At 35.4% G+C, this 25,924-nt stretch carries 22 protein-coding genes; 4 read left to right on the top strand and 18 right to left on the bottom strand.

What is annotated here, in order from left to right; genetic code table 11:
• Window positions 1–3: 3 nt before the first annotated feature.
• From AACZ49_RS06695 to AACZ49_RS06620, 16 genes are all read right to left on the bottom strand, one after another.
• Window positions 4–789, bottom strand: a complete 786-nt coding sequence (locus tag AACZ49_RS06695; protein WP_339652843.1) for a DUF4292 domain-containing protein — start codon at window positions 787–789, stop codon at window positions 4–6.
• Window positions 790–1,731, bottom strand: a complete 942-nt coding sequence (locus AACZ49_RS06690) for a hypothetical protein (protein WP_339652841.1) — start codon at window positions 1,729–1,731, stop codon at window positions 790–792.
• Window positions 1,732–1,766: 35 nt separating this feature from the next.
• Window positions 1,767–2,201 (bottom strand): dUTP diphosphatase, encoded by a 435-nt coding sequence (gene dut / locus AACZ49_RS06685; protein ID WP_339652840.1) that lies wholly within the window; start codon window positions 2,199–2,201, stop codon window positions 1,767–1,769.
• Entirely contained in the window at window positions 2,198–3,658 is a 1,461-nt protein-coding gene (locus tag AACZ49_RS06680) for an oligosaccharide flippase family protein (protein WP_339652839.1), read from the bottom strand. Before AACZ49_RS06680 ends, dut begins: the two co-directional genes overlap by 4 nt.
• A 146-nt stretch (window positions 3,659–3,804) precedes the next feature.
• Window positions 3,805–5,025, bottom strand: coding sequence for a TCR/Tet family MFS transporter (locus tag AACZ49_RS06675; protein ID WP_339652837.1), 1,221 nt, complete (start codon window positions 5,023–5,025; stop codon window positions 3,805–3,807).
• 121 nt (window positions 5,026–5,146) lie between these two features.
• Window positions 5,147–6,007: an ATP synthase F1 subunit gamma gene (gene atpG, locus AACZ49_RS06670; RefSeq protein ID WP_339652835.1), complete on the bottom strand. Its 861-nt coding sequence runs from the start codon at window positions 6,005–6,007 to the stop codon at window positions 5,147–5,149.
• A gap of 81 nt (window positions 6,008–6,088) precedes the next feature.
• Window positions 6,089–7,669 carry a F0F1 ATP synthase subunit alpha gene (atpA, locus tag AACZ49_RS06665; protein WP_339652833.1) on the bottom strand — a complete coding sequence of 527 codons (1,581 nt, stop codon included), beginning with the start codon at window positions 7,667–7,669 and terminating at the stop codon, window positions 6,089–6,091.
• Window positions 7,670–7,730: 61 nt separating this feature from the next.
• Window positions 7,731–8,270: an ATP synthase F1 subunit delta gene (gene atpH / locus AACZ49_RS06660; RefSeq protein WP_339652831.1), complete on the bottom strand. Its 540-nt coding sequence runs from the start codon at window positions 8,268–8,270 to the stop codon at window positions 7,731–7,733.
• Between the two features lie 8 nt (window positions 8,271–8,278).
• A complete protein-coding gene (locus AACZ49_RS06655) occupies window positions 8,279–8,779 on the bottom strand; it encodes a F0F1 ATP synthase subunit B (RefSeq protein WP_339652829.1) in 501 nt (166 codons plus the stop codon).
• An 88-nt stretch (window positions 8,780–8,867) separates the two neighbouring features.
• Window positions 8,868–9,056, bottom strand: a complete 189-nt coding sequence (gene atpE, locus AACZ49_RS06650; RefSeq protein WP_013993139.1) for an ATP synthase F0 subunit C — start codon at window positions 9,054–9,056, stop codon at window positions 8,868–8,870.
• Between the two features lie 39 nt (window positions 9,057–9,095).
• Entirely contained in the window at window positions 9,096–10,271 is a 1,176-nt protein-coding gene (atpB, locus tag AACZ49_RS06645; RefSeq protein WP_339652828.1) for a F0F1 ATP synthase subunit A, read from the bottom strand.
• Window positions 10,272–10,755: 484 nt separating this feature from the next.
• Window positions 10,756–10,983, bottom strand: coding sequence for an AtpZ/AtpI family protein (locus tag AACZ49_RS06640; protein WP_339652826.1), 228 nt, complete (start codon window positions 10,981–10,983; stop codon window positions 10,756–10,758).
• A complete protein-coding gene (locus AACZ49_RS06635; protein WP_339652825.1) occupies window positions 10,961–11,386 on the bottom strand; it encodes a polymer-forming cytoskeletal protein in 426 nt (141 codons plus the stop codon). Before AACZ49_RS06635 ends, AACZ49_RS06640 begins: the two co-directional genes overlap by 23 nt.
• Entirely contained in the window at window positions 11,386–13,944 is a 2,559-nt protein-coding gene (locus AACZ49_RS06630; protein ID WP_339652823.1) for a hypothetical protein, read from the bottom strand. The genes AACZ49_RS06635 and AACZ49_RS06630 overlap by 1 nt, the downstream gene beginning before the upstream one ends.
• 322 nt (window positions 13,945–14,266) lie before the next feature.
• Complete coding sequence (locus AACZ49_RS06625) at window positions 14,267–14,962, bottom strand: ABC transporter ATP-binding protein (protein ID WP_339652821.1); 696 nt, start codon at window positions 14,960–14,962, stop codon at window positions 14,267–14,269.
• A 48-nt stretch (window positions 14,963–15,010) separates the two neighbouring features.
• On the bottom strand, window positions 15,011–16,480 hold the full coding sequence (locus AACZ49_RS06620) for a DUF5687 family protein (protein ID WP_339652819.1): 1,470 nt from the start codon (window positions 16,478–16,480) through the stop codon (window positions 15,011–15,013).
• A gap of 137 nt (window positions 16,481–16,617) precedes the next feature.
• Here AACZ49_RS06620 and AACZ49_RS06615 point away from each other — a divergent pair, with 137 nt between their 5' ends.
• Complete coding sequence (locus tag AACZ49_RS06615; RefSeq protein ID WP_339652817.1) at window positions 16,618–17,667, top strand: ferredoxin--NADP reductase; 1,050 nt, start codon at window positions 16,618–16,620, stop codon at window positions 17,665–17,667.
• A gap of 72 nt (window positions 17,668–17,739) precedes the next feature.
• On the opposite strand, the gene AACZ49_RS06610 is transcribed toward AACZ49_RS06615, so the two are convergent.
• Both AACZ49_RS06610 and AACZ49_RS06605 read right to left on the bottom strand, forming a co-directional pair.
• The gene (locus AACZ49_RS06610) at window positions 17,740–18,507 is read right to left on the bottom strand and encodes a patatin-like phospholipase family protein (protein ID WP_339652815.1); all 768 of its coding nucleotides are present in this window, start codon (window positions 18,505–18,507) and stop codon (window positions 17,740–17,742) included.
• 78 nt (window positions 18,508–18,585) lie between these two features.
• Window positions 18,586–20,100 carry a Do family serine endopeptidase gene (locus AACZ49_RS06605; RefSeq protein WP_339652814.1) on the bottom strand — a complete coding sequence of 505 codons (1,515 nt, stop codon included), beginning with the start codon at window positions 20,098–20,100 and terminating at the stop codon, window positions 18,586–18,588.
• Window positions 20,101–20,475: 375 nt separating this feature from the next.
• On the opposite strand from AACZ49_RS06605, the gene AACZ49_RS06600 reads away from it, so the two are divergent.
• From AACZ49_RS06600 to AACZ49_RS06590, 3 genes are read left to right on the top strand one after another with little or no spacing between them, the layout of a single operon-like run.
• Window positions 20,476–21,165 (top strand): DUF2064 domain-containing protein, encoded by a 690-nt coding sequence (locus AACZ49_RS06600; RefSeq protein WP_339652813.1) that lies wholly within the window; start codon window positions 20,476–20,478, stop codon window positions 21,163–21,165.
• A gap of 53 nt (window positions 21,166–21,218) precedes the next feature.
• A complete protein-coding gene (locus AACZ49_RS06595; RefSeq protein ID WP_339652812.1) occupies window positions 21,219–24,422 on the top strand; it encodes a SusC/RagA family TonB-linked outer membrane protein in 3,204 nt (1,067 codons plus the stop codon).
• A 10-nt stretch (window positions 24,423–24,432) separates the two neighbouring features.
• Window positions 24,433–25,857: a SusD/RagB family nutrient-binding outer membrane lipoprotein gene (locus AACZ49_RS06590; RefSeq protein WP_339652810.1), complete on the top strand. Its 1,425-nt coding sequence runs from the start codon at window positions 24,433–24,435 to the stop codon at window positions 25,855–25,857.
• Window positions 25,858–25,924: the final 67 nt, after the last annotated feature.

Genomic DNA, 25,924 nt, shown 5'->3' with positions numbered 1-25,924 from the left:
TGACTAAAGTTCTATTTCTTTAAAACCTTTTGGTATGGAATACGGAAAATTAACCGCGCCATTTAATTCAATATTCCTAAATTCTAAGGCTATGTTATTCTCATCTTCATTGGTAATCGCCCTAATTTTTATTTCATTTGGAAGTATCTCCTTATCCAAGATTTGATAATTCTCATACGATATCTCTAATAACCTGTTTTTAAGCGGTTGAGAAAGTTGTTGAAGAGCCATTTTAAAATTTTTTGGCTCAATCCTAAATAAGGATTTATATAACGTTCCTGGTAATTTAGGAGTTAATTGATACGAGTCTTTTAAAACATAAATACCGTATTTATCTTGTCTTAAATCAACAATAGCTTGTCCAGTTAGCAAGTTTTGAAGAATTGAGAAATCAACCTTGGTACCTAATAATTCACTTAAATAAGAAAAATCTCCATCAAAATATTCGTTTTGTAGTTTGTTATAAAACGAAACACGATCGGGTGTAATATAAGCCTTAACGATACCTAATGGAGCACTCATCCAAATGGCCTTATCTTTTTCCATTCGTATACTGACCGAAACATTTTGTGAAGATTCTCCATCAGAATAACTGATCCTTACTTTACCATTCAGTGTTTTGAAATTAGCCTGATTTTGATAATGGGCTTTTATCACAGATTTCGCGGATAATTTTTCATCAACGGTTCCACCTGTAACGACCTTTGTACTTTTACACGAAGCCAGTAGCATTATTGATACTATCAACAATGCCTGTTTTATAGTAATCCCTTTCAAAAACTTCATCATTTAAAAACCTGGTTTTATTTTACTAAGGTACATATTTGCCTTTGACGTATTATTTATTGCGGTATACGCGTTTGCCAATTCTTTATAAATTTTATTTTCTAACGCTATATCGTCAATTAAATAATCTAAAGACGTTTCTAAAATTTCTATGGCATCGTTGTGTTTTTGTAAACGGCTTAAGGCAGTGCCGTTCGCATAATAAAAAAATGGCTGTGAAGGAAAATTTTCCATAGCCTCTTCTGAGGTAGCTAATAATTTATCCGCATCAAAATTAGCTATTAGCAACTCATTTATTCTCGACATGTATTCTTCTATTCCATTCAAAGCTTCATTAGGTACTTTCTTGCTGATTACCGCTATTGATGATATCTTTTCCTTTTGTATTTGGAGCGAATCTTTTATTCGTTGCTCTAGCCGTTCGGTAGACTTAGTTACTTTTAATTGCTTTAAAATAGATTGGGCAGTTACATAATCCCCTTTCAAAAAATAAATCTCCGCTATATTACTTTTCAACTCAGAATTATTAAATGGCAATTCATCTTTTATGTCTTCTATGACAGATTTCCTTGATTCAATTATGTTTATTAATGTTTCTGCATACCAGTAATTTTCTGGTTCACCTTGCACAGCCTCAATTGCATATTCTTGAGCAACTTCAAATTGTTTGTCATAAAGGTGAAATTTTGCCAACTCAAAAGAGACCACCGTATTTTCAGGTTGAAGACGTTTACATTCTAAAAAGTAAGTTATAGCTCGATCATAATTTCGAATTCCCATTTGCTTTAATCCTTCGAAAAAATTCTCTTGAAAAGCATCGGAATATTCTTCTAAAAACACTTCAGCACTTTGTTCAACCTCTATGTCTTGTTCTTCTTGGGCATAGATAGTCGTCAGTGAAAATAATCCACTAATTCCAATCACTAAAAAGAACAACTTCTTCATATAGCCCTTAAACGTATAATTATGGGTAAAATAAACTATTTGACACCAGTGCTTCCGAAACCACCGTCTCCTCTTGCTGTTTCAGACAATGAATTTACAAGGTTCCATTCTGCCCGTTCATGCTTGGCAATCACCATTTGCGCAATACGTTCTCCGTTTTCAATAGTAAAAGGTTCGTTAGATAAGTTGACCAAAATGACCCCTACTTCACCTCTATAATCAGCATCAATTGTGCCAGGCGCATTAAGTACCGTAATCCCTTTTTTAGCAGCAAGCCCACTTCTTGGTCTTACTTGAGCTTCGATGCCTACAGGAAGTTCTATGAAAAGACCAGTAGGTATAATTGCTCTACCTAAAGGCTCAAGTATTATGGGTTCTGAAAGATTTGCCCTTAAGTCCATACCTGCAGAGGCACTGGTTTCATAGTTAGGCAAATCATGATTGGACTTATTAATTATTTTAATGTTCATCTGTTTAAATATATTTTTTTTAAGTTTTCAAATTCCAGTTTGTAAACCAAGCCAAAGAACAACAATAACAATGGTATGCCTACGAAAAGATTTCTATCAAAAATGTAAAATGAAAGGATGGAAAACAAGATAGACACTACTAAATAAAAGCTAATTTTTCTGAAGTTATATGGAATAGGATAATACATGCGGCCAAAATAAAATGATAAAAACATCATGGTTCCGTATGCAGAAACCGTGGCTACAGCAGATGCCATATATCCAAAGTAAGGTATAAAAACAAAATTGATAATTATGGTAATAACAGCCCCTATCATTGAAATATAAGCACCATAAATCGTCTTATCGGTTACTTTGTACCAAACTGACAGATTATGGTAGATTCCTAAGAAAAAACTTGCCAATACAATTAAAGGTACAATTGGCATCGCCTCCCAATATGCATCGTTTAATACTAAAAATTGTTTAAGCACGTCGGAGAAAACAACTACAGTAACCAAAATTAAACTACCCAAAACCACAAAGTAATTCGTAATTTGAGCATACGCTTTTTGTGGATTTTTAGTGTCAGAATGACTAAAGAAAAATGGCTCAATTCCCATTCGGAAAGCTGTAGCAAATAAGGTCATGAACAAGGCTAACTTATAACAGGCAGAATACTTACCCATTTCGCTTTTTGCAATATCTATAGGTAATAATTCTGAAAGTAAATAACGGTCAAATACCTCATTAATAGTAAAGGCAATACCAGCAACCATAACCGGCATAGCGTATCTTACCATTCTTCTCCATAAAATAGCATCAAAAACATATGGTCGACGTATATATACCCTAATCATAAGAAGTAGCGTAATACCACTAGCTATTAAGTTAGCTATTAAAATATAAGGTATTTCATAATCAGGTTTGTAAATCGAATTCAAAAATCCAGATGCAGTTCCATCAGCTATTTTAGGTAGTAGAATTAAGAAAAAGAGGGTAAACCCTAAATTAAGTGAAACATTAAGTATTTTAACAATAGCATAACGCATTGGTTTCTCGTTAGCTCTCAACCACGCAAAAGGGATAATTGCTAGTGCATCTAATGCCAAAATACCCAACACATAATTCATGAAAGGCAAATCTATGTTTAAGGCATTTGAAAGTTTTTCTTTAAAAAGAATTCCTATCAGTATCAATAGAAATGTTGAACCCATTATAGAAAGTAATGAGGTGCTCACCACTTTTTTACGGTTATCTGCTTCTTTATAAAAGCGGAAAAATGCAGTTTCCATACCATAGGCAAGAAACACATTAAAAATCGCGAACCATGAAAAAATAAGGGTTACTTCACCGTACTTTCCTGGCGCCATTACATCGGTGTAAATAGGTACCAACAGAAATGAAATCATCCTTGGCAAGACTGTTGCCAAGCCATAAATAGCAGTTTGTTTAAAAAGTTTTTTAAGTGGATTCAAACACCTTAAATTGAAGCAATAAATGTACCTATTAAAACCCTGTTTACAAAGTTAGTTTGTGTAAGTATACTTATTATTGAAAATTAGTATTCTCCTATAATTTACTACTTAATTCTTAAGCAAACATAAATCTTGGTGTAATACCTTTATTCTGGCTCAACATTCATTCGTCTTATAGCGGTAAATGCTAAAATAAAGGCCGCTAATAAAAATAATGCCGCCAAGGCATATGGAGCGCCCGGAAAATATATGGTGCCCTCAGGACGTATAAAATAATAAAATACCGGTGAGAAAATAAGTTGGCCCAAAATCGCCGTAATACTAACCAAGCCTGTAATAGATCCTTGTAAGATTCCTTGTTCCTTTTCTGAAACTTGATTCGAAATTACACCTTGTACCGTTGGGCCCGCGATACCGCCAAATGCGTATGGCATCAAGAAGGCATATAGCATCCATGGTTCTTTGGCGAAAGAGAATAAAAACATCCCGACCGTCCAAAGTAAAAATCCGTAAATAATAACTTTTCGCTTTCCAAACTTTCTCACCAATACACCAACAAGAAAACCCTGTACAATGGCGACCAAAAGCCCAATTATCATCAAAGAAATACCTATCTGTCTTGGATTCCAATTATATCGCTCGATACCATAATATGACCAAGTCGATGGCAAAGCTTGGCCCGCTAAATTTGCTAAGAAAAAAGCAGAAATTAACAATAACAGTCCTTTATAATTACGTAGCGCTACTAAAGAAACGCCAGGAATCATTTTCATATAATTGATTTGCCTTCTATTTTCAGGAGCCAAAGATTCAGGAACAAAGAAATAACCAAATAAAAAATTGGCAAATGTTAATCCGGCAGCGATATAAAAAGGTAATCTGATATCAATTTCACCGAAAAAACCACCAATACCAGGACCAATAATAAATCCAACTCCAAAAGCTGCTCCTATTAATCCGAAGTTCTTGGCTTTATTAACCTTGGTACTGACATCTGCTATATAGGCAGATGCAACTGTAAAACTAGCACCTGTAATGCCTGCTAAAAATCTTCCTAAAAACAGCCAAGCTATTGTTGGCGCCCACGCATGAATCATATAGTCAACACTCAAACCAAAAAGCGCGAGAAGTAATATAGGACGTCTACCAAATTTATCAGAAATTTCTCCAAGAACCGGTGAAAATAAAAATTGCATCCCAGCAAAAGCTGTGGTAAGCCACATGCCATAAATGATTGCCATGTGATTACCTTCTCCTGTCAATTCCATAATCAAATCTGGAATAATAGGAAGTATGATACCAATGCCTATGACATCAACTAGAATAGTAATAAAAATAAAAAGTAAGGCTGTTTTATTAGATTTCATGGTCGAAACAAAAGTTGGATAAAAAAGGTATTAAAAAAACAAAACCCCACATTATTGTGGGGTTTCAGATATTCATATACATTATAATCAAAAGAACACTTCGCTAAACCCGCAATGAATCTTAATTATTTAATGCTTCTGCACCACCAACAATCTCTAATATCTCATTGGTAATCGCAGCTTGTCTTGCTTTATTATATGTTAATTTCAATTGATCACGCATTTCAGTAGCGTTATCAGTTGCCTTATGCATAGCAGTCATACGCGCACCGTGCTCACTTGCAAAAGAATCTCTAATACCTTTATACAATTGAGTCTTTAAAGACTTTGGAATCAATTGTTCAATAATTTCAATTTTTGAAGGCTCAAAAGTATAGTCAGCACTTACACTACCCTCAACCTCTAAAGGGACAATAGGTAAGAATTGCTCTGTCATTACAATTTGAGTAGCCGCATTTTTAAATTTGTTATACACAATTTCAATACGATCATAAGCTCCATTTGTAAAAAGCTCCATTAAACTTTCTGCAATCTCAGCAACATTATCAAACGTTAAGTCATCATAAACACCACTATGATTAGCAATAACATTAAAGCGTTTTCCTAAAAAGTCATTTGCCTTTTTACCAAAAGCTACAAAATCTACTTCTTTACCAGCATGCACATTTTCAGCAAGATGAACCGATTGCTTTAAAATATTAGTATTGAATGCACCACAGAGTCCTCTATTTGAAGTTATGGAAACGATCAAAACCTTTTTTACAATTCGATTATCGGCATATACACTACCTGAATCACCTTCTAAACTAGCGCTTAAATTTTGTAGTAATTCGGTCAGTTTATCCGCATAAGGTCTCATGGCCGTAATGGCGTCTTGTGCTTTCTTCAATTTAGCAGCTGAAACCATTTTCATGGCACTGGTTATCTGCATCGTTGATGAAACCGATGAAATCCTATTCCGTATTTCCTTTAAGTTTGCCATTTTATTCAGTATTTAGTAAACAGTACAAAGTATTAAGCAATCTTAATACTTTGTACTCACTACTCAGTACTCAGTACTTTTTTAGTTCTTATATTTAGCAGAAAGATCTTTACAAACAGCAGTCAAGGTATCTGTTACCTCGTCTGTAAGTTTACCAGCCTTTAAGGTATCTAAAACGTCTCTATGCTTTGCATTTAGAAACTCTAGGTAATCACGTTCAAATTCTTTTACTTTCTCTACCGGTACATCTCTTAACAAGTTTTTAGAACCTGCATAGATAATTGCAACCTGATCTTCAACAGTAAAAGGATCGTTTTGGGCTTGCTTTAATATTTCAACGTTTCTACGTCCTTTTTCAATTACATTTAAAGTAGCAGCATCTAAATCTGAACCAAATTTCGCGAACGCCTCTAGCTCACGGAACTGGGCTTGATCTAATTTCAACGTACCTGCCACTTTCTTCATTGATTTAATCTGTGCGTTACCACCAACACGAGATACAGAAATACCTACGTTAATAGCTGGTCTAACACCTTGGTTGAACAAATCTTGCTCTAAGAATATTTGACCATCAGTAATAGAAATTACGTTGGTTGGGATATAAGCAGAAACGTCACCTGCTTGAGTTTCAATAATTGGCAATGCCGTTAAAGAACCACCACCTTTTACCATTGGTTTTAACACCTCTGGCAAATCGTTCATTTCTCTTGCAATAGCATCATTATTAATTACTTTTGCCGCACGCTCTAACAATCTAGAGTGAAGGTAGAAAACGTCACCTGGGTATGCTTCACGTCCTGGTGGTCTTCTTAACAAAAGAGACACCTCACGATATGCTACGGCTTGTTTCGATAAATCATCATATATAATTAAAGCTGGACGACCAGTATCACGGAAATACTCTCCAATAGATGCTCCAGTAAACGGTGCATAAACTTGCATTGGTGCAGGATCAGAAGCGTTTGCCGCTACAATAGTAGTATACGCCATAGCTCCTTTATCTTCCAATACTTGCGCAATACCGGCTACCGTTGAGGCTTTCTGGCCGATTGCTACATATATACAATACACAGGCTCACCTGCATCGTAAAATTCTTTTTGGTTCAAAATGGTATCGATACAAACTGTAGTCTTACCAGTTTGACGGTCACCAATAACAAGCTCTCTTTGCCCTCTACCAACTGGGATCATCGCATCAATAGCTTTAATACCAGATTGCATCGGCTCGGTTACAGGTTCTCTATAGATAACACCTGGAGCTTTACGCTCTAATGGCATCTCGTAAGTATCGCCAGCAATTGGTCCTTTACCATCGATTGGGTTACCTAAGGTATCAACGACACGACCAACAATTCCTTCACCAACCTTAACAGATGCGATACGTTGCGTACGTTTAACGGTATCTCCTTCACCAACAGATTTTGAAGGCCCTAAAAGAACTACACCAACGTTATCTTCTTCCAGGTTCAAAACGATACCTTCAAGTCCACCTTCGAACTCAACTAATTCTCCATATTGAGCATTTGCTAGTCCGTAGATTCTTGCGATACCATCACCTACCTGTAAAACAGTACCTACTTCGTCTAAAGTAGCGGTAGCATCAAATCCTGATAATTGTTTCTTTAAAATTGCTGATACTTCAGCGGCTTTTACTCCTGCCATTTTTAATTAGATATAAGATATTAGGCGGTGGATGAAAAACATCCTTAGCCTTATATAGTTATTATAGACTATTCGAAAATTCTCTTTTAATATTACTTAGCTTATTAGCTATGCTCGCATCATATTGCAAATCTCCAACTCTTAGGATGAATCCGCCTATGATACTTGCGTCAATTTTATTCTCAATGGTTACCTCGTTTCCAGTGATGTTCGCTACTTGCTTTAACACCATTTTCTCCATTTCAGCATTTAAAGGTACCGCAGTAGTTACGTAAGCTACGTCTTTTCCTTTCAATTGCTCATTAAGAATGATATATTTTAATGCTACCTCATTAAGCATTCCAATTCTCTTGTTATCAACCAACATGCTAATTGAACCCTCTGTAATAGCATCGCTACCCTTAAAGATTTCTGTTAAGGCATTCTTTTTTGATACACCAGATACTACAGGACTAGCAAGAACATCTCTCAACTCTTTACTATCGGAAATAGTAGCTGCGATCGAACGCATATCTTTCTCAACAGCAGTCAAGGCTTTCTTTTCCTTGGCCATATCCAATATTGCCTTTGCGTAACGTAATGCTGCTCTTGATTCGCTCATTGTATTTTTTAGTTAAGTTTTATATCGCTCAACAATGTATCGACCAACTTCAATTGCTTTTCGTTGCTAGATAGCTCTTCTTTTACAACTTTCTCAGCGATAGCAACAGATAGTTGTGCTACTTGATTTTTAATATCAGCAACAGCCGCTTTCTTTTCGCTTTCTATAGCAACTTGCGCCTGCTTCAACATTTTATCACCTTCAATTTTCGCTTGTTCTTTAGAATCTGAAATCATTTTTTCTTTGATTTCACGTGCTTCCTTCAACATTGTTTCGCGTTCAGCACGAGCTTCTTGAAGCATCTTTTCATTATCTGCTTGTAAATTCTGCATGTCTGCACGTGCTTTATCAGCAGCGGCCAATGCATCATTTATACCAGCTTCTCTTTCATTTAAAGAAGTTAGAATCGGTTTCCAAGCAAATTTTACTAATAAGAAAATTAAACCTAGCAATAGAATTGTTTGTACAACAAACAAACCTGGTGAAAAATCGTTCAATAAAGTTTCCATACTTTTTTCTTTATAATACTAAATCAATAATTAAAAACACTTCCTGCAACCAACCGTTACAGGAAAATGTTCTTTGGTTTTTATGTTCTTATTTTCCTAAGAACAAGGCACCGAATGCCAAACCTTCCAAAAGTGCAGCGATAATAATCATCGCAGTTTGAATTTTACCTGTCGCTTCTGGCTGACGAGCAATACCTTCCATTGCCTTACCACCGATTTGACCAAGTCCAATACCTGCTCCGATTACGATTAAACCTGCTCCGATTAAATTGTACATAATAAACTGATTTATATAATTAAATTAAAAAAACTCTCGTTAAATAAAATCTCCTCTTACATCTTCTGCATCTGACACATCATGACCTTGAGCATCATGCTCATGTTCGTGATCATGTTCTGCAACCGCCATACCTATAAATAATGCCGATAACATTGTAAATATGTACGCTTGTAAGAATGCAACCAACACCTCTATTAAAGTGATGAAAAATGACAACACTAAAGAAAGACCAGTTGCACCAACAACACCTAAACTATTCTTCAAGGTGAACATAATAGCAATTAAACTCATTACCACAATATGCCCTGCGGATATGTTCGCAAACAAACGCACCAACAATGAAAACGGTTTAATAACAAATGCCCCTGCCAATTCTATAACTGCCAATACCGGTCTAATTAGAACAGGTACACCTGGCATCCACAACATGTGCATCCAATAATCTTTGTTACCGCTTACAGTATATATAATTAAAGTAAAGATTGCCAAAGCAGCCGTTACCGCTAACTGACCCGTAACATTAAACCCGAAAGGTGTTAGTCCCAACAAATTCAATATCCAGATAAAAAAGAACACTGTTAAAAGATAGCCAGTGAATTTTCTATACTTTTTCTCACCAATGTTAGGCAAAGCAATTTCATCTCTAACATATAGTACTAATGGCTCTAAAACTCGACCAAAACCAGTTGGTACTTTTTTACTAGCATACTGTCTTGCCAAAGAACCAAAAACTATTAACATGAATAAACCAACCAGCAAAATACCCATTACACTTTTTGTGATAGAGAAATCTAAAACCCTATGTGCATTGGTAGCGTGATGTGTTTCATCGAATTCAACTTGAGAAGCACCTGACTCTAATTCGTAAATTTTGCTATGAAGTTTTACAAAACTTGAACCATTACCCTCAACCACCACCTTACCATCATCATCATGATGAAAAGCAGAAGACATAAAAGTTGTAAGGCCATTTTTAGACCATACGATTACAGGCAAAGGAAAACCAACATGTTTACGCTCACCATTAGAGGTATACGAAAACAAATGAAAGTCGTGAGCATCTTTAATGTGATGCAAAATATATGCACCTACCTCATCTTTAGTATCTACCGATAGATTTTGGTCCTCGTCAGAAAATGCAAATCCTTGTATGGAAAAACATAAAACAAAAAGTAGTGCTGCCGTTTTCAATGTTTCTAAAACTTTCTTCATTATATCTTTTTCAAAAATTAAGCTCTTGAAATTTTGCGCAAAAGTAGTTAATATTAACCTAATCTACGCAACTTTAGCTCTTTAAAATTTAAGCTTTTTTACCTTGCATTATTTTTGAAATGAAAATCACTTCAAGCGGCAAAAATACGATAACAGGAATTAACAGCGAAGCCCTATAATAGCGGGATAACATATTTTCCCCTAAAAGTTGTGGATAAAAAACACCCGCAAAAACGATAATCTTAAAAACTAGTACACCCATATATATAAAACCCAACTGCTCGAAAAGTTTATTGCTTTTAGAAAAAAACTGAAATACAATAAGTAAAACAAGGGAAAAACAGCAGTGAAAGATATAAGCTTTCTGTAGTAACGGAGAAAAATTTTGGTTTTCCTCAATTAGAAAAACCTGTAGAAAATAAGAAGTCGTGCCCATTAAAAGGAACACGACTATATATGTAATTATTTTTTTTAGCAATTGTCCTTATTTGTTTAAGGCCATTACTTTTTTAATGACCAAGTATATGGACAAAAATACGGCAAGTAAAGTAACTGTATCCTCTAAATATGTTTTTTTGAACTTAACATCTAACCATTCTCCTAAAAGATTTCCCAAGAAAATCGTAGCACCCATTTGAATGGCAATACCTGATAAACTGGCTGCTGTTCTTAAAAGTTCGGACTTGTCATCACGAGGCTTTTGCGGTTTCATTGTTGTTTGATGATTTAAAACCAGTGTTGTTTCCTGAGCCTTTCTTACCTCCCATTGTACAAGAAGCATTAAAAGTAGCACCTGGCTCAACCGCCAACTTACTTACGGTTACTGTACCTTCTATAACTGCAGATGCTTTTAAAGACAATAAATCAGATACCAAAAGCTCACCTTTGAAGCTACCTTCAATATCGGCATTTACACATTCTACTTTACCATGTATGTAGCCATCTTTACCGATAACAACTTTACCAGACGTTTTTACATTACCATCTAGCTTACCGTCGATACGAAAATCTGCTTCAGAAATGATATCTCCTTTTATATTGGTATTCTTTTCAATTCTGTTGGGTTGTCCACCTATTTCATTCATAGCCTTAGGTTTTTGTCTGTCTGAAAACATTATTCACGGTTTTGGGTTAAAAGCGTATTTCTATAATCGATTATATTTTTATGTACCTGTATAATCTTATAGTTCTCGGATAAAACTACAAAATTCTCATCAGCAACTCGGTAATCCTTATTGTTTTTTAGAAGCTCGGCATAACCAAGTGCAAAGTCTTTAGATTTAAATCCGTGCACAACCACAAATTGATCTTCAAGATTGTAAATATCTTTTGATACGATATTTTTATAACGAAGATCTTCGATGGACTTCACTAATAATTCCATTAATTTTAAAGCCTTTTCATTATTACTTCTTTTAAACGGGAAAACTACCTTCCAATTAGAGGTTCCTTTAGAATCGGTCTCTGGCGAAAATTCTTTAGGTTCTAATTTTGGTAACTGCTCTGCTACCATTTGTTCTGCCTTTTTACCTTCGGGATTATTAGGATACGTAAGCGCAACATAGTTAAGAGCCTCTTTAAACAGTTCGAAACCTTGCAGCCTACCAATGGCATTCGCTTTTAACATTTCAAACTTAGGCACTATTGGATCCCCAGTAAATTTATTGATGTTCTCCTCAGCGCCTGTAATTACTTGTAAAAATTCCTGATCCTTAAATTTTTTGAATAAATTTTCATATCGCTTTTCAGGACTATCCGAATTATCGGCCAATACAGCTTGTGGATTCAATAAAATCTCAGCATATCTAGAATCTGAATGTTTTGTAATGATATCATTCTTCATCGCATTCTTTAACGGACTGTCGACCTCTTCATAAATTTTATACAGATTGTATTTAGAGGGTAGAATCAATCGTTCTTCTGCATTGGAAGCTAATACATCTTCTAGCTTACCTGCTGCCAATAAATTTTCGTTGAACTTCTCTTTATAAATCAATCCTAACTGATAATTAGCGAAATTACGTTCTGTCTTTAAGCTATCGATCACTGTTACATCAGTTGGTAACCGATTCATATAATATTCGAGCGAAAATTTTTCATCGTCACCGATCGTACTTAGACTATCAGTTACACCTGTGGTATTTTCAGCAATATCATTTATAACATTCACCCTAGATTTATCTGACCAACGCCAATCATCTGTCAGTTCTCGATTACCCCACTTGTTCTTAAAATCGTTTTGTCCGTAGCCTAAACTGGTTATATTATAAAAGTAGAACTTTCCTTTATTTTCCTTTCCACCCTTACTTTTACTAAAAGCTGCGAAACCATCAGTAATTCTATCTTTCTCTTTCTTCTCGGCTGCTTCTTTCTCTTTTTGTAAGTTTTCAATATGCTTTCCAAAATAAGCCAATTGCTCATCTTTAGGCATATTATATAGTGTTATGACACTATCGGCAAACTGAACAATATCTTCGTATTTAATTACATCTTCTAAATTGTCGAGCTTTCTTTTGATAGACCTATATTTCTTTGTGTTTTCAACTAGGTTGGTAAGCACGCTATCATAATATCCTCCTGCAGCCTTATAAATACTTTTATCAAAATTATACTCGGCCAAATTTTCATAATTAAGGGCGTTCAATTTTGGTTTATTCTGTGTAGCCCTAAGCGATTTATTAAAATATAGCAGTGCCAAACTATCAGATTCTTGTTCTAAATGAAACTCTGCCAGCTGTCTGAAAATATTATCTAAAAAAGGTCTGTTCTCCCTATTTAATTCCATTTCAGTCAAGTACTCTAGAACCTCTTCCTTATTATCGATTGTAATTTTGGTATTCCTTAATTTTTGAATCTCAGCATTAATCATATAAACCCTTGGCGATTTCCTATTCAAATATATGACCTTATCAAAAGCATAATTAGCACTGTCTTTATAGCCTAATTGGTTATAAAGCTGACCTATGATATAATAATACCTTCCCTTTTCAGGATTCTTTTTAGTGTAGTGCGATGCGATTTTTAAATTTTGAACCGCGGTATCCGGAGCATTGAGGTTAATATATGCTTGGGCCATCATTGCACGGGCATCTGCATATTCCTGATCCTTTAATTGCTCTAACTTCATTAAGCGCTTAAGATTCTTAATCGCTAAATCTTCATTTTCTAAACGAATGTTCACTTTTTCTCGCCAAATATTGGCTTCGTTAAGTTTATCGCTTTCAGAGTACTTATTAAGTATGTAGTTAAAAGATTCTAATGCAGGAATGTAACGCTCGTCAAAATAACGTGCTTTACCCAAAAGAAGAAAAGCCTCATCAATTTCAGGGTTTCGCTCTTCATCCTTAATATCCATACTATGCCTCTGAATTGCTTTTGTCGCTTTCTCTTCAGCAATAAGAAAATTAGGATTGTTGTCTTCTGAATCAAGTTTTATTTCACCACTTACTTCTAAACGTTCTACTGGCAAAACTTCAAAGTAGTCATCTTGGTAGGTATCATTTAAAGTGTTGCGGCCTTCTTCAAATGCGATATTACCATTGTACAAGGTGTTGTATTTGGTATTTAATGCGTGCCATTTGCGATTTATTAAGGCATCTTTTTTGGTTGAACATGCATTAAAGAGCATGGTTGCCAAAACACCGGATAAAATAAGTTTTTTTCTAAGGTTCAAAATAGATGATCTACGTATGTATGTTTAACTTAAAAACAGCCATATTATTATACGGTTCATCGGTAAAACGTGAATTTATTTTTAAGTATTATGCACTTGAGCTGGCTTTAACATTACACAAAAACCGACTAGGTAGTTTATTTCAATTCAAAACCAACGTGGTTTATTCAAATTTTATCCGATAATCGATACGATTATTAGTTCATCGTCTTTTAAATTCTTTACTTTACTAAAAAACCGACCATAGGGTCGGTTTCTTGATTTTTTGAACAAAAAAGTGATTTGTTGATGAACTACACTGAAATTTTACCATTCAATGTCGCTATCCAGCAAAGAAGACCTCTAATTCTTTTAATGTTTCGGTCGATGTTTGAATGTCCTTCACTACTTCACCCTTATTTAAAACTACAATACGTTCACATACTTCGGTAACATGAATTAGGTCGTGGCTAGAAACCAATACCGTAACATCTTTCTTTTCTGCTAGTTCTTTGATGATTTGCTTTAAACGTATCTGGGTAGTTGGATCTAAATTGGCGAAAGGTTCATCTAAAATAACCACTTTCGGATTACCAATAAAAGAAGCTACAATACCTGCCTTTTTCTGATTTCCTTTGGATAAATCTCTTAGGTACTTTTTCTGCCCTAAAATCTCACCATGAAAAAAATCTTGATAAGAAGCCAATAAAGCATCCACATCTGCTTTGTTCTGACCGCGTAAGTCACCGATAAAGTAGAAATACTCTTCGGGGGTCAAATACCCTATTAAAAAAGTTTCGTCAATAAAAGAGGAAGTAAACGGTTTCCACTCTTCACTAGTGTTCACTTGAACATCATTATTAACGATATGACCCGTTGTAGGCTGAATTAAATCTAGCAACAAACTAAAAAGAGTTGTCTTGCCCGCACCATTATTACCTACTAAACCAAAACTTTGCCCCGTAGGGATTGATAATTCTCCAATATTTAAAACTATTTGTGAACCGTATTTTTTTGATAAATTTTCTATTGTGATCATATCTGAATATTCGAATTTGTAATTATAAAAAGAACTCGTACTGCACTATTAACTTGCTTTTTCTTTGAAGCCGGCAATCATTCCGTATTTTTTTCTTTTGTATTGTTCTGTAATTAAGTTCAACAAGTAATTCTTCATCGCAAAACCTAAAGCCCCTAAGACAGAAAGTACAATTACCGCTACTTGTAAGTTAAACACGTAATAAAATATGGAGAATAGTACAATCGGAACTACCAAAACAGGCAGCATAATTAGAAATTGTGTAGCGCTCGTTCCTTGCATATTCCCAAACGGACTCTGATCTAATTCGATTCGTTTTTTATTGAAAGACCCGAAATATAAAATGACCGGTATATTTACTCCCAAATTATACAGTGCACACCCAAAATTAATGGCCAATGCCTCCCAACCAAAGTATACGTAGGGTATAGTCAACAGAAACATAAATACTATACTAACCGTTATCAAGATTACTTTTGACTCGAGGTACTTACGCATGGGAATATTCTGAGACATCATCATACTGTAGTAGCTACTATCCCAGGCAGGAATAAACTGACCGAAATTACTTAAGAAAATACCTGTCATAAAAATGCCGACAAAGGCTTTCATAGGCATCATGCTACTATAAACCTCAACCGTATAAAATACCAAACCATAAAAAACAAACAGAAGCGAAATAAAGACTTGTGACTTTGTTCTTTTGTTACGCCAAATCATTTTTAGATCCAGCTGTAAGAACGAGCCCATTTCTCCAAACCGCTTTGTCCAGGCCAAATCTGAGGTATTGGCCGCTACACTTTTCGCCTTTAAGGTGGCATCCAAATAAATTTTGTCTTTTAAAAACTGATAATTCACATAATAGATACCTACTGCCAAAGCAATTGGAATCAAAACTGTTAGCGGATAAACATACAGTGCATGAAAGACAGGAGCGAACAATTCTTTTACCGAAAAAACATCAAAGTAATCTAGACCATATCCTATTACAAGAATACTGGCGATACCAATCAGAAGCTTTTCATTTTTATTGATCAATAGATTAACATAGTTAATACAAAGAACAATGGCCATGACTGCAACCACCCATAATAATACATTAAGTACAGGGTAATCATTAAACAAGAGTACTATTGCGAAAGGAACGACAAAAAATAACGTCAGTAAATTATAAATTGAAGCAGCTGATCTACCCAAAATATAATGGGCAATGGTACTTTTCTTAACTGGTGTGGTCAAGAATGGTTTTATATCCATAACCGGTAGTTTCTGCATAAAATAACGAAGGAATAATTCAATTAAAATCCAGTAGATGAAATATTGACTAATACTCCACATAGGGCTCTGATCTGGAAATATCTTCTTTAATATAAAGTACATTCCGCCACCAGTTACCGCAAGTGAAAGCAACATATAAACTCCGAAAAATCCCATCAAAATTTTTATGCCCAAGCTTTTGCCAAGATTGGAAGACCTAAAGAATGATTTCCATTGTAATGAAGTAAACTGTTTGAACATTTGGTTGATTTTTATCTTCAGGGTATTGGTAAGAAATATCTTGAATTTGTTACAAAAAGTTAGACTTTTTTGACAAATGTCATATGATATCGCAAAAGCATGCTTAATTTTGCAATTCGATTTAAAGAAACGATCATATGTCGCATTTTCACCCACTAACGGTAAAGAATATTAAAAAATTAACGCCAACTTCTGTAGCGGTAACTTTCGCTATCCCAAAAGATTTGGCACAGAGCTTTGCATTTACGGCCGGTCAATATATTACCATCAAAAAAGAAATAAAGGGTAAAGAATTAAGGAGAGCATATTCTATTAGTTCCTCACCTGAAAAAGATGGTATTACCATTGGTATTAAAAAAGTGGATAACGGAGGATTTTCGAACTACGCAAATAATAAATTACAAGTAGGTGATATACTTGAAGTAATGGAGCCCGAAGGGCGTTTCGTTTTCAAACCCTCGAAAGATGTCCAAAACATTGCTGCCTTTGTTGCTGGTAGTGGTATTACTCCAATAATGAGTATCGTAAAATCTGCTTTAGATAGTAATCCTAAAAATCAATTCGTACTTGTTTACGGTAATAAGTCATATGAAGAGACTATGTTCTATACCGATTTAGTGAAACTGGAACTAGAATATTCCAATCGGTTTTTTGTTTATTTTACCAATAGTCAAACCCGAGAAGACAAGGCGTTATTTGGTCGTATCGATACCTCAACCGTTAATTATGCTTTAAAGAATAAACATAAAGACGTTGATTTTGACACCTACTATCTCTGTGGTCCAGAAGCTATGATTAACACAGTGCAAGACACTCTATTAGACAATGGTATCGATAAGGATAAGATTCTCTTTGAATTGTTCACCACAACCGAAATCAAAGAAGAATTGCCTATTCAAGCGGAAGGGTCAACTGCCATTACCGTGGTTCTAGATGATGAGGAATTTCAATTTACCATGGACAAAAAGACCTTGGTATTAGATGCTGTTTTAAAAGAAAATATTGATGCTCCCTATTCTTGCCAAGGTGGTGTATGTAGCAGTTGTATTGCCAAAGTAACCGAAGGAAAAGCAGAAATGGTCATGAACCAGATTCTGACGGATAAGGAAATTGCAGAAGGATTTATTCTAACTTGTCAAGCACACCCAACCACACCTACCATTAAGGTTGATTATGACGATGTATAAATTGACACATATAGAAGATTAATAGTTTTGGTAATTTGTCTGTTTTAGAACTTAAATAGTGCCTTATTAATTTTATGGAACTTTTTCAAATGTTCTAACTGCTGTTTCGTACCCAATGGCATAGGCCTTTTCTATGCCTCTGCGGTCCAAAATACCTATGTTTTCCAATTCTTGGGGCTCAATAATCAAGTTACAATTATTGATTTTTTCTCTATTGATGGCATAAATCATTAGTCCCGTTACTCTGCCGGTTAATTGAAAGGAATTATTAAGGTGTTTTTTCTGTAATTTAGAAACTAAGGAAACGTTACTACCAATTACATACTCGACCCTACTTAAAATTGGTTCTGATGGAAAATTGTTCATTATTCCCCCATCTGCATGTAATGCTCCATTATATTCTACTGGACTAAAAACTGGAGGCAATGCTGCAGAGGCTAGAAGTGGAAGTATAAGTTCCCCTTTATTTATAAAAATTTCTTCACCTTCTTCTAAATTCGTAGCCACAACATGTAAGTCTTTCTTTAAAGCGGAAAAATTGTCCTCAGGAAAATATTCTTGAAATGCTCCAATAAAACGTTCGGTATTAATAAGGCCTGGTTTAGCTACAGCAAAATAATTATATTTGAACAAGGGTGTATCCTTAAAGAAATGAAGCATGTCTTCAACTGGCTTATCGGCTGAATACAATGCCCCTACTAAAGCACCCACACTACTACCTGCGACAACGGTTGCTTCAAGACCAAACTCTTGCATGGCTTTTATAACCCCTATATGCGCCATGCCACGTACTCCACCACCTGAAAGCACTAAACCTATGGATTTTGAACGTGTATGCATCTATCTAGAATTGATTTCAAAAAAAATGCCTAGCGAATACTATTATCCGCTTGGCATAAAATTAGGTATTATAGTGGACTATGAAGCCAACCCGAAGGCATAATAATGTTTACTACCATCTTCATAGATACCTTCTAACATAACTCCACCATTTTTTCCCTCAAGAATATCAGCTAGATCATCAATATTTTTAACGCGTTCACCATCTATATGTGTAATGATAAAACCTTCACGCATTTGGGTTTCCTTTTTTATTTTCCCAGGATATAGTTTTGTCACTTGAACACCGCCTTCTAACCGGAATTTCTTAGCTACCTCTTTGTTCAAATTTTCAAAATCAGCACCTAAAAGGTTAAAAACTTCTTTCTCTTCCTTTTTAATGATACTGGTACCACCCTCAGAATTTTTAAGTTCAACCTCTAGCTCTTTTTCCTTACCGTTCCTATTAATAACGATGGCAACTTTGTCACCAGGTCTTTTTCCTGCAATGATTTCTTGAAGTCTTGGTGAAGTACCTGTTTCTTTCCCGTTTACGCTGACAATAATGTCACCAGATTCAATTCCTGCCATATCTGCACCACTATCTTCGCCCACATGTTCAACCCAAACGCCTTGGGTAAATGACACATCTTTCTCTTTGGCCAAGTTCCCGTCCATTGTTCTAATCGTAACTCCCAACATACCACGTTGTACATTCCCATATTTCAAAAGGTCTTCGACCACCTTAGTGACGATATTACTAGGTACGGCAAAACCATAACCCGTATATGTACCCGTTGTACTGGCAATAGCAGTATTTATTCCTACCAAATTACCATCAAGATTTACTAAAGCACCGCCGCTATTACCAGGATTGATGGCAGCATCGGTCTGTATAAAACTTTCAACAGCAAACTTATCGGTATTAATGCGAATACTTCTTGCCTTTGCACTAACGATACCAGCCGTAACCGTAGAGTTTAAACCTAGAGGATTACCCACTGCCAATACCCACTCACCTACCTCAACGTCATCCGAATTTACCAATGCCATCGTTTTTAGATTATCTGCATTGATCTGTAATAAGGCTAAATCTGTTGTTGGATCTGTACCTATAACCGTTGCTTTATAAGACTGGTTATTATAAAGCGTTACTTCAACTTCATCTGCATTTGCTATAACATGATTATTGGTCACGATATACCCTTTATCATTAATAATGACACCTGAACCTGTGCCAACTCTAGGCCGTGATTGCATTCCTTCTGGAGCCTGCCCTTTAAACATATCTCCAAAAAATTCTTTAAAAGGGTCTGGTAATTCACGAGTACCATGGTCTCCGTAAGACGAACCTGTTTGCGTTGATTTAATATGTACAACCGCATCTAAAACTTTTTCAGATGTTTCAGTAAAATCTAATGGCTTTATATTTCCTTCATTGTCGGCAGTATAGAGAACATGACTACCACGAACCGAATCAACAACCGTAACTCCAACATCCTCTTTTGTCGTTTGTTTGTTAAATTCAATAACCCCAAAACTCACTAATAGGGCTATAATCGCTGAGAAGAGATAAACCTTCCAAGCGCTTTTGGTATTTGTGTATGATTTCATAATTAATATATTTTTTAAATTCTTCTAGAGGCCTAATCGCAATAGCTATGCCACTGCTAGATATGCAAATGCTAATAATTTTTTAAAATTGGGTGAAATTTTAAGGATTTTTTTAGACTAACCAGTCTGTAACCTAAGAATTTCGACGGAAAATTAGCTAAAAAGGTACTTATGGACAGATATATGTGTTAGTTTAAACCTTAAACTTCTGTTTAATATCACATTTTGAACCTTAAAAACCGACTGATTAGTCTAAAACTGACATTTTGACTTAAAGTAAGAAGTTTCGGATACTTAAATTTTGATATTTATTTACACTAAGAAAACCTTTACTATATTTTTACGTAAGTTTATTAACGAGAAAGAAAATTTTAATTGAATTCACTGCATAAAACAGCAATTTTGGTATTTGCCAATTCCGCTAAGGAAGAGTTGGTACATAAGTCTATTCCCAATAGTGAACAATTATTCGATAAGCTGACTCAAAGCACTCTTCGAAAAGCAAAGGATACAGGATTACCTACATTTCATATTTCAGATAAAGACCAAGTTGGTTCAAATTTTGGTGAGCGATTTACCAACGCTATAGCTGCAGTATTTGACCGAGGGTTTAACAATATCATCACTATTGGTAATGATACTCCCCATTTAAAGACACAACATCTTAAAAATACCGCGAAACAATTGGCATTAGGTAAAACCATAATTGGCCCTTCTGTTGATGGCGGATTTTATTTGCTTGGTTTACAAAAAAATAATTTTGATGTTTCAAATTTCAAAAAGTTACCATGGCAGCGTTATAGTTTATATAGTCAAATTTCTACATGGCTACAATCTGAATCTTCTGAATTAATAAAACTACCCGTTCTACAAGATGTAGATAATGAAAAAGATTTACGGTCTTTATTGCTTTTTTCAAAAACGCTTTCTACTTCCATACTACTTTTGATCATAGGCCTTTTAAGAGTAAAAATTAGGCTTTTTCATAAAAGGAATAACTCCGCAAATCTGTTTTCTAACAAATGCTTTTATAATAAAGGCTCTCCTGAGATTTCATTTGTCTAGTGCCCACCCTACCCAATGTTGGGTAAATGTAAAACTCAGTTCAAAAGCTATTTATGAAACACATTTTTATGGTGTTGACTATGTTTATGATAACTATAGTCAATGCTCAAGAAAAAATCACTGGTATTGTTACAGATACCGAAGGAAATACTATTCCGTACGTTAATATTATACTTTCGGGTACCTCAACCGGAACTATAACCAATGATGCAGGAGTTTATTCTTTAAACATCCCTAACCTATTCGGCTCACTAGAATTTTCAGTTTTAGGATATCAAACCATTATAGTTCCTATAAATAATAATCGAAGTATAAACATTACCCTTGAAGAATCGACAGAGGTACTTGATGAAGTCGTATTAACCGCGTTAGGACTTAAAAGAGAAACTAAAGAATTGGGGTATGTCGTACAAAGCTTAGATACTAAAGGGATTACCGAGGTAAAGTCAGTAAATTTTTTAGATAATTTATCTGGTAAATTAGCGGGAGTTACTATTAATCAAGGTGCTACAGGAGTAGGTTCTTCTTCTAAAATTACTATTAGAGGCGAGGCATCGTTTTCTAACAACAACCCTTTATTCGTAGTTGATGGTGTACCCATCAATAATAATTCAGTTTTCAATTTTACCAATGAGGCCGCAGCAGGTTTTCAGGAGATTGATTTTGGAAACGGAGCTATGGAAGTTAATCCTGATGATATTGCAGAAGTATCCGTATTAAAAGGACCAAGTGCCGCTGCATTATATGGTGCAAGAGCTTCTAATGGCGTTATTATTATAGAAACGAAAAGTGGAAAAGACACCAAAGGATTAGGAATTAGCTATAACACCAGCTTTTTTTTGGATTCAGCTTTTAAACTACCTGAATTTCAAAATGAATACGGACAGGGTAATGCCGGCGCTTTTGCCTTTGTTGACGGATTAGGCGGAGGAACAAATGATTTAATCACGTATAGTTGGGGTCCTCGTTTAGATGTTGGCAACTTAGTTCCACAGTATGATAGTCCGGTTTCATTATCGGATGAAACTGTTGTACGTGGGGGAGATACGGCACTATATAGTGGTATTCCCATTACTCCAACAGAGTTTAGGTCAAACCCTGATAACCTGAAAAATTTTTATGAAACCGGAACAACCTTAATCAATAACATTTCAATAGCATCAGGGTTTAATAAAGGAAACTTTCGCCTTTCATTTACCAATTTACGTAGCGAATCTATAATTCCTGGTGTGAATTTAGACCGACAAACCATTGGAACTCGCCTAAATTTTAAGCCCATTGATAAACTACAGATAAATTCATCCATCAGTTATATAAATTCAAAAAGTGATAATCGTCCATCTAACGGATATGGTTCTGAAAATGTCAATTATTCATTGGTAGCGTGGGGGCCTCGTTCCTTAAATATCAATAATCTTAAAAACTATTGGCAACCAGGTTTAGAAGGTGTGCAACAATACTCCTTTAACTACACTTATTTTGATAATCCATATTTCATTCTTTATGAAAACCGAAACCATTTTAATAGGGATAGGGTATTTGGAAATATCTCTGCTACTTATAACATTAATGACCATATAACAGCATCTGTTAGAACCGGTATGGATTATTCTAGCGAGCTACGCCAATTACGCAGGGCATACAGTTCTAATCGTTTTAAAAATGGTGGTTACGCGGAACATGATGTTTTCTTTAGGGAAATAAATACCGACTTTCTATTAAATTATACCAATCAGTTCAATAATATTAAGGTTAATGTTTCCCTTGGTGGAAATAGATTGGACCAAAAAGCATTTACCTCGCAGTCACAAACTACAAGTTTAGCACAACCGGGTATTTTCAGATTATCGAACGCAGCGTCACCAATTGAAGTATTTGAATTTGAATCGAACAAACGCATTAATAGTTTTTACGGTTTAGCGAAATTCGGGTATAAAGATTTTCTCTTCTTGGATATCACAGGACGCAACGATTGGTCTAGCGCATTGGCAACACCATTTTCTGTTGGTAATACCTCATTCTTTTATCCATCGGTATCAAGTAGTTTTATATTATCTGAAGTTATTGATTTACCAAAAGCTATATCATTTGCAAAACTAAGAGCCAGTTGGGCACAAGTTGGTAATGACACCAATCCGTATCAGACCACCGGTGCTTTTGTAGCACAAACACCTTATAATGGTCAACCTACTTTTAGTAATTCAGATATTATTGCTAATCCTGATTTACAACCAGAACGTACCTCATCTATTGAAGTAGGCGCTGATATTCGATTGTTCGGAGATCAATTACGGTTTGATGTATCGTATTATAATGCCTTGACCAAAGACCAGATAATTTCATTACCGATAGGTATATCTTCTGGTTATACACAACAAGTAGTTAATGGCGGGGAAGTTCGCTCAAAAGGATTAGAAGTTATTTTGGGTATTTCACCTGTACTAAGTCAAAACTTAAAATGGAACAGTACCTTAAATTTTAGCACAAACAGGTCTACCGTAGAAAGCTTACCACAAGAAGATGGTCGATTAACATTGGCATATTCCAGAATTTACGATAGTCAAAACCAAACGGTATTTTTTCAGGTTGAAGAAGGTGGACGCGTTGGTGATATCTATGGTACCGGATACCTTAAAAACGAAAATGGTGATTTTATCTTAACCGAAGAAGGGCGATATATCCCTAATAATGACCTTCAAAAATTAGGGAATTACAATCCAGATTTTATGTTGGGTTTCAACAACGAGTTTAACTACAAAAATTGGAATTTAGGTTTCCTTTTCGATTGGCGACAAGGCGGTATTATTGTTTCTAGAACAAAGGCATTAGGTAATGTTGGTGGCCAATTGGCAGAAACAGCGTTTAGACCAGAATCTGGTATAGTACCTGAAGGTGTCGTAAATACCGGTACAGAAGCAATTCCAGTGTATACCCCAAATACCGTAGCTGTTACGGTAGAAAGTTATTACCGCCAATTTTATGACCGAAACCATGAAGAGAACAACACGTATGATGCTTCTTTTCTAAAACTGCGACAATTATCAATTGGCTATACGTTCAACAACCTCAGCATTTTCAATCAAGATGCTACTTTGAAATTATCCCTAATAGGTAAAAACCTATTTGCAATCACTGAAAATCCGCATTTCGACCCAGAACAATTAGCAGTTCAAGGTAAAGGCTTTATCAGCGGGGTTGAAGACATGTCGTATGCTACAACAAGAAGTATCGGGTTTAAAGCCGGGTTTAATTTTTAAGAAGAACACAATGAAACATATATATAGCATTCTAACCGTATTGTTTGTCCTTAGCTGTACAAATGATTTTGAGGAAATAAATACAAATTCAAATGCACCAGTAACCGTGCAACCAAGCCTATTGCTAAGACAAGTCATTTATGATTATGGCGAGCAAATGTCATACGAGGGTTTTACCGCAGGGAATTTATTAGGGCAATATAGTACCGCGCTCGATTTTAACCTGTTCGATAGGCACAACCTCAAATCTCCACAATTAGGGGGTAATCCATGGCCAATTTTCTATAAAAACCTTCGGGACAATGAAATTATATTGAATCTCTCACAAGAGAACCCGGCTTTTACGGTGTATGAAGGTCCTGCAAGAATTATGAAAGCTTATATGGCGGCAGGTTTAACAGATTTATTCGGAGATGTACCCTATTCAGAAGCCTTTAAAGGAGATGCGACAACAGTAACGCCAATTTATGACACACAAGAATCTATTTATATGGATGCTGGTGGCATACTTGATAATCTTGATAAAGGCATAGCCGCAATAGAAAGTTACATGGGCACTATTTCGCTAGAAGGCGATATTTTATTTAATGGTGATTTAGCGGGATGGATACGTTTTGCCAATTCCCTAAAAATAAAATATCTAATGCGTATTTCAGCGAAAGTTGATGTTGCTACACAATTACAGACCATTGTAACCGATGGTAATTTTATAGATGAAAATACGGAAAATGCTATTTTCAATTTTACGGATGGTGAACCTAATAATTTTAGACTGGCCAGACTTCGAATAGGAGATTTTAATAATTACGTATTATCTGAAACGATGGATGAAATATTGACCGATCTAAATGATCCGCGAATTGAACGATTATATCGACCGTTAGGCAATACCACCACTAATGAATTCAACGGACTCTTAAACGGTATTGATGCCTCAACAGGTGTTTCCGTGGCAGATTATTCATTATTAGGTGCCATTTTTAGAGAAAATACAGGGCTTTTAGACGCTAATTTCATGACCAGTATGGAAACTCATTTCTTATTGGCTGAAGCAGCTCAAAAAGGCTTGATAACTGGTGATACCGAAACACTATACAATACAGGGGTAACACAAGCATTTGCGTATTGGCAAGTAGAAATACCCGAAACTTATTTAAGCGCAGAAGGTGCTTTAAGTAATGGTAATGCATTAGAAAATATCATTACCCAAAAATGGATTTCCAATATGATAAATGGATATGAAGGTTGGGTAGAATACAGAAGAACCGGTTTTCCACAATTGAAAACAATTTCTGCGAGCTTAAACAACAATTTAATTCCTATTCGTATGCCCTATCCTTCTGAAGAAGAAGCTTTGAATAGTGTCAATTATGTAGCTGCCGCAAGTAAAACAGATGGCAATAGCATAAATGTTCCAGTTTGGTGGGATAAATAGTTAGGAAATTATTTCTTCGGTACGGTCGAGCACGGCAGGATACCTTGAATTATAGTAATTAATAAAT

The sequence above is a fragment of the uncultured Maribacter sp. genome, from assembly GCF_963975365.1.
Lineage (GTDB): Bacteria > Bacteroidota > Bacteroidia > Flavobacteriales > Flavobacteriaceae > Maribacter.
This window is presented reverse-complemented; position numbering and strand designations above follow the sequence as displayed.

What these genes read in the sequence shown, in the direction of transcription:
- AACZ49_RS06690 (WP_339652841.1), bottom strand. Translation starts at nt 1,731, where the DNA reads ATGAAGAAGTTGTTCTTTTTAGTGATTGGAATTAGTGGATTATTTTCA.
- atpB (WP_339652828.1), bottom strand. Translation starts at nt 10,271, where the DNA reads ATGAAGAAAGTTTTAGAAACATTGAAAACGGCAGCACTACTTTTTGTT.
- AACZ49_RS06610 (WP_339652815.1), bottom strand. Translation starts at nt 18,507, where the DNA reads ATGCATACACGTTCAAAATCCATAGGTTTAGTGCTTTCAGGTGGTGGA.
- atpG (WP_339652835.1), bottom strand. Translation starts at nt 6,007, where the DNA reads ATGGCAAACTTAAAGGAAATACGGAATAGGATTTCATCGGTTTCATCA.
- AACZ49_RS06625 (WP_339652821.1), bottom strand. Translation starts at nt 14,962, where the DNA reads ATGATCACAATAGAAAATTTATCAAAAAAATACGGTTCACAAATAGTT.
- dut (WP_339652840.1), bottom strand. Translation starts at nt 2,201, where the DNA reads ATGAACATTAAAATAATTAATAAGTCCAATCATGATTTGCCTAACTAT.
- AACZ49_RS06605 (WP_339652814.1), bottom strand. Translation starts at nt 20,100, where the DNA reads ATGAAATCATACACAAATACCAAAAGCGCTTGGAAGGTTTATCTCTTC.
- AACZ49_RS06695 (WP_339652843.1), bottom strand. Translation starts at nt 789, where the DNA reads ATGATGAAGTTTTTGAAAGGGATTACTATAAAACAGGCATTGTTGATA.
- AACZ49_RS06635 (WP_339652825.1), bottom strand. Translation starts at nt 11,386, where the DNA reads ATGTTTTCAGACAGACAAAAACCTAAGGCTATGAATGAAATAGGTGGA.
- AACZ49_RS06615 (WP_339652817.1), top strand. Translation starts at nt 16,618, where the DNA reads ATGTCGCATTTTCACCCACTAACGGTAAAGAATATTAAAAAATTAACG.
- AACZ49_RS06595 (WP_339652812.1), top strand. Translation starts at nt 21,219, where the DNA reads ATGAAACACATTTTTATGGTGTTGACTATGTTTATGATAACTATAGTC.
- atpH (WP_339652831.1), bottom strand. Translation starts at nt 8,270, where the DNA reads ATGAGCGAATCAAGAGCAGCATTACGTTACGCAAAGGCAATATTGGAT.
- AACZ49_RS06640 (WP_339652826.1), bottom strand. Translation starts at nt 10,983, where the DNA reads ATGAAACCGCAAAAGCCTCGTGATGACAAGTCCGAACTTTTAAGAACA.
- atpA (WP_339652833.1), bottom strand. Translation starts at nt 7,669, where the DNA reads ATGGCAGGAGTAAAAGCCGCTGAAGTATCAGCAATTTTAAAGAAACAA.
- AACZ49_RS06590 (WP_339652810.1), top strand. Translation starts at nt 24,433, where the DNA reads ATGAAACATATATATAGCATTCTAACCGTATTGTTTGTCCTTAGCTGT.
- AACZ49_RS06620 (WP_339652819.1), bottom strand. Translation starts at nt 16,480, where the DNA reads ATGTTCAAACAGTTTACTTCATTACAATGGAAATCATTCTTTAGGTCT.
- AACZ49_RS06655 (WP_339652829.1), bottom strand. Translation starts at nt 8,779, where the DNA reads ATGGAAACTTTATTGAACGATTTTTCACCAGGTTTGTTTGTTGTACAA.
- atpE (WP_013993139.1), bottom strand. Translation starts at nt 9,056, where the DNA reads ATGTACAATTTAATCGGAGCAGGTTTAATCGTAATCGGAGCAGGTATT.
- AACZ49_RS06675 (WP_339652837.1), bottom strand. Translation starts at nt 5,025, where the DNA reads ATGAAATCTAATAAAACAGCCTTACTTTTTATTTTTATTACTATTCTA.